Origin of the sequence: Streptomyces sp. NPDC003023 (assembly GCF_042888225.1) — a bacterium.
Lineage (GTDB): Bacteria > Actinomycetota > Actinomycetes > Streptomycetales > Streptomycetaceae > Streptomyces.
The window spans coordinates 55,269-68,584 of the sequence record NZ_JBIAPL010000015.1 but is presented as its reverse complement, the minus strand read 5'-3'; the positions used below and the strand labels follow the sequence as shown (position 1 = coordinate 68,584).

Sequence of the window (13,316 nt, the reverse complement as noted above, 5' to 3'; positions counted from 1 at the left end):
TCGTCCGTTCCCGGAGAGCATGCGGTTGCCTTTCACGTGACAGCGGTGGACCCGTCGGCCTGCTGACGCCTGCCGAGTCGACGGTGAACGTAGTCGCATTCGAACGCGAGTCACAAGTCGATGCAGCGGAGATCACGTGAAAGTCACAGAATTGACGAGGCGTCAGTTTGTTTGGATGGTGAACTCAACGGGCAGAGTGCGCAATCCGCGCATGATGAGCCCCCCACGCCACCTCAAATCGGCCGGATCACCCGCAAGCCGCAAGTCCGGCATTCTGCGGAGCAGAGTGGCCAGCGCGGTCTGCCCCTCGAGCCTGGCGAGCGGTGCGCCGAGGCAGTAGTGGATCCCGTGCCCGTACCCCAGATGCTGGTTGTCGCTCCGTGACAGATCGAGCGTGTCCGGCGCGTCGAAGCGCTCCGGATCACGGTCGGCGGCGGCGAGCACGACGAGCACGGGATCGCCGGCCGCGATCCGCTGCCCGCCGACGGTGAGCGGCTCGGTGGCGAACCGCCAGGTCGCGAGCTCCACCGGCCCGTCGTAGCGGAGCAGTTCCTCGACACCCGTCTCCAGCAGCCCGTGCTCCCCCGCGGCCAGCGACGTCTGCAGGCGCTCACGCTGCTCCGGGTTGCGCAGCAGCGCGTAGACACCGTTGCCGATGAGATTGACGGTGGTCTCGAAGCCGGCGAAGAGAAGGATGAAGGCCATCGCGGCGGCCTCGTTCTCCGTGAGGTGCTCGCCGTGGTCGGACGCCTTGATGAGGCCGGAGATGAGGTCGTCGCCGGGCTGCTCCCGCTTGCGGTGGATCAGCTCCGCGAGGTATCCCCGCATCTTCTTCACGGAGCGGGCGACCCCGCCGCGCGGCCCGCCGCCGTGCCGGATCATCATGCCCGCCCAGTCGCGGAAGTCGTCCTGGTCCTCCGGCGGGACGCCGAGCATGTCGCAGATCGCGTAGATGGGGAGCGGGAAGGCGAACTCGTGGATCAGGTCCGCGGTCCCCTTCTCCGCGAAGGAGTCGATGAGCCGGTCCGTCAGCTCCTGCACGCGCGGCGCGAACTCGGCCACCCGGCGTGGCGTGAACGCCTTGGAGACGAGCCGGCGCAGCCGGGTGTGGTCCGGCGGGTCGATGTTCAGCAGATGCGTCATCAGCTCTGCCTTGCGCTCGCCGGGAATGCCCGTCTTGCCCTTGGCGTGCGCGGGTTCGGCGTGGTGCGCCGGGTTCTTCGACAGCCGCTGGTCGGCCAGCGCCTGCCGGGCGTCGGCGTAACGGGTCACCAGCCACGCCTCCACCCCGCTGGGGAGCCGGGTCCGGTGCACGGGCGAGTGCTCGCGCAGCCAGGCGTAGGCGGGATACGGGTCGGTCGCGAACTCCCAGGTGAAGAGTTCGGGGGCCGGGTTCGGGTCGTTCGGGGCGTTCACCCCTCGACGTTACCGGCCGCGTCCTGCCGCTCCGTCGCCCGGATCGCGTCACGGTACGCGCGGGCCGCGGCCCGCAGCGCCGCCTCGGGGTCGACGCCGTCCGCCTCCGCGCGGGCGGCGAGGGCGAGCAGCTCGTAACCGATGCCCCCGCCCTTGGGGAGGGGGACGTCCAAGGCCGCCGTACGGACCCGGGACGCGAGCTTCGCCGCGAGGGCGAGGCCCGGCTGGCCGAGCGGGACGCCGTCGGTCACCGACTCGCGCTGCTTCTCGATCGCCTTGGTGCGCAGCCAGTGCGCCTTGACCTCCTCGGGTGTGGAGGCGGTCTCCTCGCCGAAGACGTGCGGGTGCCGGTGGATCAGCTTCTCCACGATCGTGCCCGCCACGTCGTCGACCGAGAACGGCTCCGCCCCGTCCTCCGGGCGGCCCTCCTCCGCGATGCGCGCGTGGAAGACGACCTGGAGCAGCACATCGCCCAGCTCCTCGCGCAGCTCGTCGCGGTCACCGTCCTCGATGGCCTCGACGAGCTCGTACGCCTCCTCGATGGCGTACTTGGCCAGGCCCTTGTGCGTCTGCTGCGACGACCAGGGGCAGGCGCGCCGGATGCGGTCCATGACCTCCACGAGGTCGAGCAGCCGGGCTCCCGGCAGGTCGTACGCGCCGGGAAGCAGTTCCAGGTCCGGCATCCGCACCCGGCCGGAGCCGCCGAGGCGGGCCAGGCCGTCGGTCAGTGTCGTCTCGCCCTCCCCCGAGGCCAGCACCACGACCGTGCGGCCGCCCTCCGCGCAGTAGTCCACGAGCTCCTGCGCGCCAGGCTCCGCGTGCTCCACGGTGATACCCGCGTCACGGAGGTACGACAGCTGCCGGTGGGCGGCGTCGCCGCACACCACCCGGTCCGCGGCGTGCAGCGTCCGCCACGCGGGCCAGGACAGCAGTCCGGGCGCCACGCGGTGGCTGGCGGTGAGCAGGACGATACGGCCGGCGGCGGGTGCTTCAGTGGTCACACCCCCGAACCTACAGCGCGCTACGCACCGGCCGGGGCGGGCTCCTCGCCCTGGGACACCTGTGTGATCCAGGGCGCCTTGTACGCACCGAGCTCGAGCTTCTGGTCGTCCCAGGCGCCGTAACGCGGGTTCACGTCGATGTCCAGGGACTTGGCCGCGGCGGTGAACGTCTCGTTCAGCTTCTGCTGGCCCTCGGGGCTGTTCTCCGCGCCGATCGCCGTCGCGATCTTGCCGACCAGGATGTCGCGGCGCACGGCGGCGTCGAGCTGGTCCGGGGCGATGCCACGCTGCTGGAGGTACATGGCGGCGAGCTGCTCCTCGCCCATCGCCTGCTCCACCAGCTTGCCGCGCTCGTCCTGGATCTCCCGGCGGTTGACGCTCACCCCGGCGTCGTCGGCCGCGCGCTGCACGACACGGTCGACGATCAGGTCGTACAGCTTGGCGCGGCCGAGCTGTCCGGTGTCCCTGATCAACTGCGCGGACTGCGGCGAGGCCTGCTGCGCGTCGCGCACGTCCTGGACCTTCGCCTGGACGGCGGACACCTCGATCCGCTCTCCGCCGACAACCGCGGCGGCCCCCGGGTGGGCCTGACTGCCGCAGGCGGCGAGGAGCGGCGCGGCGGCGATGAGCGCGGCGGAGACGGTGAGCGCGGTGCGACGACGGCGGTGCAAAGGAGCCTCCTGGCGTGATTGTGCTTCGGTGCACAAGGCCTTGCGGTGATCGATGTTAGGCAGTCTCAGTGGTGTGGGCCACTGATTCGCCAAACGATTCGCCGAACGGTCCGGATGCGGTGGGAGTGGTGCCGGACCGCAGCACCGCCCCACCCCGGGTCACCTCGCTGTCCTCAGGTCGCTGACCATCTCTGCCAGATCGTTCGGCATCTGGGATGCCACCGCGGCGGCGGCACTCAGAAAGACACGGACTGCCGAGCGCAGCTCGTCCAAGGTGTGTCCGTCCTCCAGGACGTCCGCGACCATGGACAGGGGCGTCACGATCTCGATCTCCACAGCGTCAGGAAGAGCGTCGAGGTAGACGTCGTCGTCCGTCAGCACCAGGTCGACGACGCGGCGTGCTGCCTCCCGGAACGCCTGTTCGTCCCGGATACCGGTCCATTTCGTCACTCGGGCCCCTCCCTACGGCACTTCGTCCCGATAGTCGATCGCCATCGAGTCCAGGCGTGGCATGCAGCTCTCTCGGCAGGGGGTGGCCTCGGACCCGTGTGCGTCCCCACCGGATTTCAGGCCTCGTACCCTGACCGCCTCCATCTTCCCCCCGAGCAGTCCGCCCGGGCCTTCGGCCTTCTCGGCGAGGATCAAACACATCGCCTCGGCGCAATTGTCGTGACCGCGCTTGCCCAACATGGCGAAGGCTCGATCCAGGCGGCCACCAGGCTCTGCCTTCAACCCGTGCTTGTTGTAGCCGAAGTAGCTGCGTCCCGAAGGCGATGTGTACTTGGCCACGAACTTGACGCCCTTCTTGCCACCGTGCGGGCGCAGGAAGTCCGCGTAACCCAGGAGATCGGCCGACGCACCCTTGCCGGTGCCGCAGTTGTGGACGAGGGCCGTCGCCGCGCCCGAGGCGACCACGAAGGTGTGGGCGGAGTCGACGCTCAGGTTGTGGACCGTCGCGGCTTGCGTCCAGGCGCGGACCGAGTCGATCTGGACCCAGCTGCCGCTGCCGGTCCGGAGCCACTGGCCGGGCTTCAGTTCGCCGGCCTCGAGCCACTTGTTCAGCGAGGGCACCCAGAAGGGGTGGCCGTCGGTCGCGGTGATGGTGTCGGTGGCTTCGCCGCGGTCGCCGTCCGTGTCGATGGTGAGGCGGACCAGCTTCTTCTGGCCCTTGCCCTTGATCGTCGCGGTGACCTCCTGACCGGACGTCTCGCCCGTCGTCGGGTCGGTGGCCAGCACCTCGTCGCCGGCTTCGACCTTCTCGATCGGTTTGCGGCTGCCGTCGGCCATGACGACCTCTGTGCCCGGCACGAAGCTGTTGCCCAGCAGGTCGGAGGCGAGGGTGGCGCATTCCACGGCCGACTCGACGCGGTCGACCGTGTCGTCGACACGGTTCGCCGCCTTCCCGATGTCGTCCGCGTACTTGGCCGCCTTGGCCGCCATCCGGCCGGCCTTGGCCGCTCGGACCGCGCCCGCGCCGACGCCGCCGAGTGCCGCGCCCGCGACCGTCGCGACGGCCCAGGCGCAGGCCTCCATGTCGCCCTTGGTGACGCAGTTCTTGATGTCGTTGTAGCCGGTGACCTCGGCGACGACGTTGCCGACGGTCTTGACGCCGTCCCAGACGGCGCCCCAGTCGACGGCCTCGCTGACCGTCTCGACGACCGCGCCGACCTGTTCGACGACGGCTTCGCGGATCGCGTCCGTCGCCTTCGCCACGTCGGCGATCACGTCACGGGCCGCGCCGACGATGATCGCCGGGAGGTTGGGGTCGGCGGTGACGACCGCCTTGGCGACGGCTATCAGAGGTTTGGCCGCGGCGACGATGTCCGGGATCGGGTTGTGCTTGGCGACGTACGCGGCTGCCTCACGGGCCTTGCGCGTCACGGTCGCCTTGGCCTCGTAGTAGATCCGGCGGGCCTCCGCGGCTTTCTGCCTGGCCCATTCGCCCACCGCGCGCGTGGCCCCCGCGGCTGCCCGGACCGTGACCCGCACCACGGCGTCGACGACCGTCTTCAGGCCGGACTTCCGGTAGATGTAGTTGGCTGCCCGGCCGACGAAGTCGAGGGCTCGGTTGAAGGCCGCGCGCGGGTGGCGGACCGCGTAGGAGACCGCGCTGACGACCTTCTTCGCGGTCTTGACCGTCGCCCGGACGTACTTGTTCTGCTTGACCTTCTTGACGAAGCCGTTCCACTTCTTCTTGCACCAGTCGCAGCTCGGCCAGTGGCCGTCCGGGTCGCTGTAGTCCATCGGTGAACCGGCGCCGTACGTGTACCGGTTGGCGAGGATCGAGGCGCCGGACGCGTAGGTGTAGGAGTCGCGGGAGTCGAAGGCACCGGTCGCCGGGTCGTACCAGCGCGCGCCCATGTTGACCTGGTCGGTGTCCGGGTCGGTCCAGTCGCCCTGGTAGCCCGCGTTGCCCGCCGTGCCGGAGCCCTCGGCGACCTGGCCGAAGGGGTCGAAGGACGCGGACGAGGTGAGGGCGGTGGCCGTGCCGTCGGTGGCGGACATGTCGCCGACGACGTCGCCGTGCTTGTCGGTGACCGTCAGCTGCGCCGGTCCCGTGCCCTCGGCGACGGACAGCAGTTCGTCCGCCGCGCCCCGTCCGTAGGTGGAGTTGTTGTCCTTGACCGGGTCGGGGGCGAAGCCCGCGTAGGTGAAGTCCGCCGTGTTGCGGGTGGCGACGCGGTCGAGGGAGTCGTACGTGTACGCCGTGCCCGACTCGCCCGCCTTGGTGAGGCGGTCGAAGGCGTCGAAGGTGAACTGTTCCGTCAGACCCGAGCTGGTCCGTGTGGCGAGTGTGCCGCGCGGGGTGTGGTCGTAGGTGTAGTCGCCGTCGGACAGCAGCCGGTTGCGCTCGTCGAAGGTGGATGTCTTGTCGCCGTTGCGGATCCGGTTGCCGCTGTCGTCCCACTCGTATCCGGTGGTGGTGCCGTCGGGGCCGGTCCAGGAGGTGAGTCGGCCGGCGTCGTCGTAGCCGTACGTGTTCTCGCCGGCGTCTGCGACGCCCGTCGTCGTCTTGGACTTCAGGTGGTCGTCGGAGTCGTACCCGTAGTCGGTCGAGGCGATCGTGGTGCCGCCGGAGGCGCTGACGGTGTCGCTGTCGAGCCGTCCCAGGTCGTCGTAGGCGAACGTCCGCCGCTGGCCCGCCCCGTAGTCGATCTGCTTGACCGCGCCGGCGCCGTCGTAGCGGTAGTTCTGGGCGGCTCCGGTCAGCGGGTCGGTGGCGGAGGTGAGCTGCTGCCTGGCGTATCCGAAGCTCGCGGTGCCCGCGGCGTCGGTGCGGCTGGTGAGCTGACCGTCGTTGTTGTACTCGTAGGTGGCTTCGCCCGACGGGCCGCTCGCCCGCAGCAGCAGTCCGCGGTCGTCGTACTCGTAGACGTCGTCGCCCTCGGGGGAGGTGGCCCGGGTCAGCCGGCCGGCCTGGTCGTATCCGAAGGTCTTCTCAGGGGTGGCGACCTCGGCGCCGGTCCCGGTCTCGCGGACGAGCTGTCCGGCCCTGTCGTACTCGCGGGTGCGCACCACACCGCCCGGCGCGGTCAGTTTCTCCACCTGTCCCATGGCGTTGTAGCCGCTGGTCCAGGTGCGGTCCCCGGGGGCCGGGTCGCGTTCGGTGGCCGGTTCGATCACCGACTCGGGCAGGCCGAGGGTGTTGGTGGTGTAGATCGTGCTGTTGCCGCGGCCGTCGGTGTAGCGCGTGCGGTTGCCGAGCGCGTCGTAGCCGAAGGACGTGGTGATCGACTTCGTGTCGGAGACGGGCTCGGTCTGGCCGGTGAGCCGGCGCAGCGCGTCGTAGGCGTAGGTGGTGGTGCGGCCGAGCGGGTCGGTGGACGAGGTGAGGTTCCCGGCCTCGTCGTACCCGTAGGCGACCTTCCGCAGCTGGCTGCCCGCGGCGTCGAGGTCGGTGTCCTGGAGCAGCCTGCCCATCGCGTCGTACACCTTGGCCGACGTGCGGCCGAGGCCGTCGGTGCGGCGGACCTCACGGCCGCTCATGTCGTAGCCGAACTGGTCGACGACACCGCCGGCGTCGGTCATCCGCAGCAGCTGCCCGAGCGCGTCGTAGGTGAAGGTGGAGACGCCGCCGCCGGGCGCGGTCTGCTTCACGACGTTGCCCGCGTCGTCGTACTCGTTGCGGGTGGTGAAGGCCGCGGGCAGGGGCTTCCGCTCGATCCGGGTGCTGGTGACCGGGCGGTCCAGGTCGTCGTAGGTGGTCTCGGCGCGGGCGCCGTTCGGATCGGTGGCGGAGAGGATCTTGCCGGTGCGGGTGTAGGTGTACTTCCACTGCGCGCGGGCGTCGCCGGTGCCGACCGGTACGTCCTTGGCCATCAGCCGGTTCTGGCGGTCGTAGGTGTACTTGGTGACCCGGCCCAGCGGGTCGGTGGACTCGGTCACGTTGCCGAGCGGGTCGTAGGTGTTGCTGACGGTCGGGGCGACGGTCGTGTCGGAGCCCGGCGCGGTGTACGACGGTGCGCTGGAGGTGCGCACCCGGCCGAGCCGGTCGTAGGTGGTGCGGTTGGTGTTGCCCAGCGCGTCGACGGACTCGGTGACCGCGCCGAACGTGTCGTACCCGGTCCAGGTGGTGGGCCGGGAGGCCACCGGAGCGGCGCCGTTCGACTCGGTCCGCACCTGCGGCGCGAGAGCGGACACGGACCGGCCGATCTCGTCGTACGTGTAGTCGGTGACGTGTCCGCCGGGCTCGGTGCGGGACTTCACCAGGCCGCGCTGGTCGTAGGCGTAGACGGTGGTGCTGGTCTCTGTGCCGTTCTGGACGATCTCCTTCTCCGCGTTACCCGCGTTGTCGTACAGGTAGCGGACCGTCTCCGGGGTGACGCCGGTGGGCCATGGCACGTTGGAAGGCGCGCCGCTGGAGGCGACGGTGTCCACGTTGCCGGCGAGGTCGTAGGTGTAGGTGGTGCGGCGGGCGAGCCCGGCGGGGTCCGTGACCTCGCTCTTCACACGGCCGACGGCGTCGTAGGTGTACTCGGTGAGCAGCGCGCCGCCTGACGTGCGCTCGGTGAGGACGTTGCCCGCGCCGTCGAAGGTGTTGGACTCGATGACGATGTCGCGCGTGGTGCCGTCCGGGTTGTGGAAGTCCTTGAGGGTGATGGACTTGACCAGGTCGTCACCGTAGTACTCGTAGACGAGGCTTCGGCCCATGGAGTCGGTGTGCCGCACCAGGCGGCCGCCCATGTCGTAGGCGTACGACTGGAGCACCGTGTGGTCCTCGTCGCCGCCGTCGTCCTCCCAGTCGCGCAGCCGGGTCTCGGCCATCATGTTGCGCGCTGTGTAGAGGTAGTCGAAGTGGTTTCCGTTGGCGTCGACCATCGACGTCCGGTTGCCCAGAGCGTCGTAGGTGTAGCTGGTCTCGTTGCCTTCGGCGTCGATCGCCTTCTCCGGGCGGCCGTGGCCGTCGATCTCGAACGTCATCGTCCGCGGGAGGTCCCCGCCGAGGATGTCGGAGACCTCGGTGCCGACCGTGGTGCCGTCGGCGTCGTAGGACGTGACGGTCCTCTGCTGGTGCCGGGCGCTGGTCACGGCGTTGGTGGTGGCCGGGTCGGTGGTGGACACGAGCCGGGACAGCTTGTCGTAGGCGAAGGTCGTGGTGACTCCGGCGGGCTGTGCGTCGGAGACGGTGGTCTCGGTGAGTTTGCGGCCGAGGGCGTCGTAGGTGAACTTCGTGACCAGGCCGGACGGTTCGGTGATGCGGGCCAGGTCACCGGACCTGAAGTACTGGTACCGGGTGATCTTGCCGCGTGGGTCGGTGGTGGACAGCGGGAGTCCGGTCGGGGTGTTTCCGCCGTCCAGGGCGGGTTCCGCGCCCGTGGTGTACGCGTTCCTGACGGTTCCGCCGTCGGGCGCCGTCTGGACGGTCAACTGACCGTCGGCGTTGTACTGGTACTGGGTGCGGTACCTGTTGTCCGTCGGTCCCGACGAGCGTCCGTCGCGGGTCTCGGTCGGCTGGTCGGCCCTCAGGTCGAAGTCGCCGGCCGGGGTCGGGTAGGTGGTGTACGAGGTCTGGCAGTCCCCGGCGGCCCGGCAGGTCGTCCGGCTGGTGACATTGCCGCGGTCGTCGTGACCGAGGGTGACCTTGTCGCCGTTCTCGCTGATGATCCCGGTCTGGAAGCCGTTGTCGTCGTACTCGAAGAGCCGGATGGCGACGCCGTCGGCGGGGTGCCGGATGAAGTCGGGTTCGCCGCCCCCGTCGCCAGGGGGGTTGGTGCAGAACGCCGGGTCGCCCGGGTCGGGTTCGGTGCACACCTCGCCGGGCGGCTCGCTGCCGGAGGGGCTGGGCGAGGGCTCGGGCTCGCGGGCGCCGAGCGCCATGGGCTCGCCGTAGCGCAGCATCCACCCGGTCAGGCCGTCGTACTCGTAGAAGTACGGGGAATCGACCGGGTCGTGGACCTCGACGGTGCGGCGCAGGTCGTTGTCGTCGCCGAAGACGGCGGGCGTGCCGATCTGCCAGGTGCCGCCGTTGCGGTCGGTGTACTCCTTCACCCGGTCGCGGGCCGTGTCGTAGGAGACCTCGGAGGCGATCCGGCCGGACGGCAGGGTGGTCCTGGTCAGGGGGGTGGCCGCGCGGGTGCCCTCGCGGTGGTGGGCGGTGACCGCGGCCGGGCCGAGGGGGTGGTGGTAGACGGCCACGTCGTCGATGGTGCCCGCGAAGGAGCGGGCCCCGGTCGTGCCCCAGCCGGGCCAGGAGGCCGGTGTGGAGGCGTGCGCGGCGCCGATCTGGTTGTGGGTGAGGTCGGTGCCGGTGAGCTGCTTGCCGGTCAGGGTTCCGGACAGCCTGCCGTCGAGGTAGAGGCTCTGCGTGGAGCCGGACACGGAGAGCACGGCGTGGTGCCAGTTGCCGTCGTTGACGTTCTTGGTGATGTCGGTGATCGGTGAGACGGATCCGGTCCAGAACTGGCCGCGCAGCTTGCCGTCGTTGCCGACGTACAGCATGGGGACACCGGTGCCGGGCGCGGTGCCCCAGGCCTTGTTCTGGTAGCCGATCAGCGGACCGCCGGCCCCGGTGGCGGGCGTCTTGAACCAGACCTCGACGGCCGCGTCCCTGCTCTTCTTGAGGGTGCCGGACGGCAGGTCGACCCGGGAGGTGGTGCCGTTGAAGGTGGCGGCGGTGCCCGGGTCGCCGGTGATCGCGCCGGCCGCGCCGAGTGTCACGGCGCTGTGGGTGCCGCGGTCCTTGCCGAGGTTGGCCTCGATGGCGCTGTTCGCGGCCGTGCCCTCGTCCTCGCCCAGCTTCCAGTACGACTGGGGCCGGGAGTCGAGGACGGTGGTGGCGTAGTGGCTGCCCGTGCCGTAGCCGTACCGCGTGCAGCCGGAGTGCGGGTCGCAGACGCTGTCGAGTACGTCGCCCGTGTAGGTGTAGGTCCAGCTCAGCGGGGCGCCGTCAATCGCGTTCGTGGACACCTTGGTGACATGGGAGCCGGTCCAGGTGAAGGTGAGTGAGCGGCCGCTGCGGGCATGGCTCGCGCTCTGGATCCGGCCGCCGGAGTATGTGTGGGTGACGACGTTGGACGAGTTGTCGGTGATCTTCACCAGGAGGCCGCTGGTGGAGAAGTCGTAGCTCGTGCCGGACTTGTCCTGGAGGCGGTAGGTGCCCGCGGTCGCGTCATGGGTCAGCTTCGCGAACCGGCCGGACGGCGGGGCGAAGCCGCCGTCCGGGTTCTTGCCGAAGCGGACGTCCTGCCCGTCGGGATACCGGATGACGACGTTGCCGGAGCCGTCGTCGTCGGGGGTGAGCCGCATGTCGTACCGCGTGGTCCAGCCGGCTCCGAACGCGAGGTCGCGCCGCGGGTCGAGGCTGTTGTAGGTGCGCACCAGGGTCATGTCCGGGCCGACCGTGGTGAGGGAGGCGTCGATCGCGGCGGACGTGAAGTTGCCGACGTTCGGGTCGAACTCCTTGCCCGGCGCATCGGACAGGCGGGAGGTGATCTCGGGCTGCGGCACGGCGGCGACCAGGGCGACCTGGGCGGTGGGCACCTCGTTGGTGGCGTCCTTGACGAAGGCGCGCCACAGGTACGTGGTGCCCCACTTCAGCCGCCCCGCGGGGACCGGATGGGCCGAGGAGGTCTGGTAGGCGGATGTGGTGCAGCCGGTCGGCCTGCCGTCCTTGTCCGCCTCGCAGATCTCGAACTTGTACTGGAGTGTGGAGCCGGGCGGGGCGTCGATGTCGACGCCGCTCGCCCACAGCTGCGGGGTGAGGGTCTGCGCCTGGTAACCGTTGGGCGGGAACTGCTCCTTCACCACCGGGGCGATGTCGAAGACCTGGAGCGTGAGCCGGCCGGGCGGCACCTGCTCGTCGGTGAAGACCTTGCCGCCGGTGCGCACCATGGTGAAGTCGAGCAGGTACGTACCCGGGGGCAGTGCCTTGATCGTGGCGTCGAGCGTCACCTTCTGCCCGTACGCCACATTGCCGGCCAGGTTGGCGGTGCGCTGCTGGGTGACGAGCCTGCCCTTGGCGTCGTAGGCCCGGTAGGCCAGGTAGTAGCTGCTCGGGGTCCAGGTCTCGGCGCCCTTGTTGGTGACCGAGACCTTGACCTTGCCGTCCTGGTTCTGCAGCACCGGCGGGTCGGGGACGGGCTTGGGGAAGGAGTAGGTCGCGCTGTACGGGGAGTGCGTGACGAACAGCTTCGGCGGGTTGGCCGTGGAGTGGCCGGTCAGCTTCTTGAAGGAGAGGGTGTCGGTGGGCGAGGCGCGCAGCGACAGTCCGTGGTTGGGCTGGGTGCCGTCGACCCAGCGCTGAACGAGGTCCCGGCCGCCCTTGCCGAGGTCGAACAGTTCACCGGCGGCGGGGCAGGCGGAGGAGGACTGGCCGAAGGCGACATGCCCGTAGGCGAAGGACTTGGAGGCGAGGGACGCGCCGACCGACGGACCGGGGTAGGCGGTGCCGGTTCCGGCGGTCCATGCCTCGTTGACGGGGTGGACGGAGACCGGGCGGGGCTTGCAGGAGGCCGCGTCGAAGTTCACGATCTGCAACTGGGCGCCGAAGATCCGGTGGTGGCGCAGTTCCTCGTCGAGCGAGGGGAAGCCGAGGAACGAGTACGTGGCGCCGGTGGGGCTCTTGCCGACCTGGAGCTCGCTGGAGCCGACGACGGAGGCGCCGCCCTGCCTGACGTACATGGACGTGGAGGCGGCGGTGGTGTCGACGGACGGGTCGACACGGACGGGGAAGGCGCGGTCCGGCGCGAGGAGCCAGTCCCGGTCGACGTCGACACGCAGGGCCTGCCGGCCGTCCTGTTCGACGAGGTCGTAGTGGACGGCGTGCGACACGGCGCCGTTCGCGTCCTCCATGAATCCGGCGGGGACAACGGCCCTGGTCCGGCCGTCGGTGTCGGTGAGGACGACCGCACCGTCCCGGGTCCGCGCGGTGAGGCCTTCGAGGGTCAGGGGGAAGACGTACTCGGCGGGCGCGTCCTTCGAGCGCAGGACGAGTGTCTCCTTGACGCCACCGGCCCGGGAGTCGAGCCACAGGTCGGTCTCGGGGAGGACGTTCTCGTACGAGACCCGGGTGCCGGCGGCGCTGCCCCTCGCGGTGGAGGCGCCGTCGAGCGACCAGCCGAAGGACTCACCGGACGGGAGGGTGAGCGACGCCAGCACGGCCGCGTCCGCCCGGTCGGCGATGCGCAGGGCGACGGAGTCGGCCCGGTTGACGAACGCGCCGCCGGCCTCGGTGAGGGTGGTGTCGACGGGTCGCCAGTCGCCCTTGGCGTCGGCGAAGTTGACGGGCGTCGTGGACAGTTCGGTGGTGCGGGTGCCGTCCTCGTTCGCCCAGACCCGGCTGCGGGCGTCGCGTTCCGCGACGATCTCCTTGCTGGTCCTGCGGTCGAAGCCCTTGACCTCGGCCGCGGGCGCTGCGCCGACCTCGACCCTGTTGCCGCGGGGGGCGGGCCGGGCGGAAGGAGGTGGCGTCAGCGGGTACTTGGCGCGCAGTGACCGCGGCGAGGTGGTGTTGGAACCGTTCCCCGCGGTGTGCCCGAGCCCTTCGGCGCTGCCCCAGCGCTGCTCCGGCCCCTCGGCTGCGGCGGGAGGTGCGGGGATGTACGGGAAGCCCACTCCGGCGACGGCGAGGGAGCCCACCGCGATGACCAGGGCGACGGCGGCCCCGATGACCTTCGCCAGGCGGCTGCGCCGCAGACGGGTCATCAGGAAGTTGCGCGCAAGTCTCCGGTACGCGGGCACAGAACCCCCAAGTCGCTGCTGAAATCGACTTGTTGATGTTGTAGATCCT

Annotated in this window: 5 protein-coding genes; all 5 read right to left on the bottom strand. The window is 70.4% G+C overall.

The features are described 5' to 3' along the window. Positions 1-162: 162 nt before the first annotated feature. Positions 163-1,416, bottom strand: coding sequence for a cytochrome P450 (locus ACFYV1_RS32210; protein ID WP_389399180.1), 1,254 nt, complete (start codon positions 1,414-1,416; stop codon positions 163-165). Beyond that, entirely contained in the window at positions 1,413-2,417 is a 1,005-nt protein-coding gene (locus tag ACFYV1_RS32205; RefSeq protein ID WP_389399179.1) for a nucleoside triphosphate pyrophosphohydrolase, read from the bottom strand. The genes ACFYV1_RS32210 and ACFYV1_RS32205 overlap by 4 nt, the downstream gene beginning before the upstream one ends. Positions 2,418-2,437: 20 nt before the next feature. Beyond that, on the bottom strand, positions 2,438-3,088 hold the full coding sequence (locus ACFYV1_RS32200) for a SurA N-terminal domain-containing protein (protein ID WP_389399178.1): 651 nt from the start codon (positions 3,086-3,088) through the stop codon (positions 2,438-2,440). Positions 3,089-3,247: 159 nt separating this feature from the next. Next, positions 3,248-3,538 carry a hypothetical protein gene (locus ACFYV1_RS32195; RefSeq protein WP_389399177.1) on the bottom strand — a complete coding sequence of 97 codons (291 nt, stop codon included), beginning with the start codon at positions 3,536-3,538 and terminating at the stop codon, positions 3,248-3,250. Between the two features lie 12 nt (positions 3,539-3,550). After that, on the bottom strand, positions 3,551-13,231 hold the full coding sequence (locus ACFYV1_RS32190) for a LamG-like jellyroll fold domain-containing protein (RefSeq protein ID WP_389399176.1): 9,681 nt from the start codon (positions 13,229-13,231) through the stop codon (positions 3,551-3,553). Positions 13,232-13,316 lie beyond the last annotated feature (85 nt).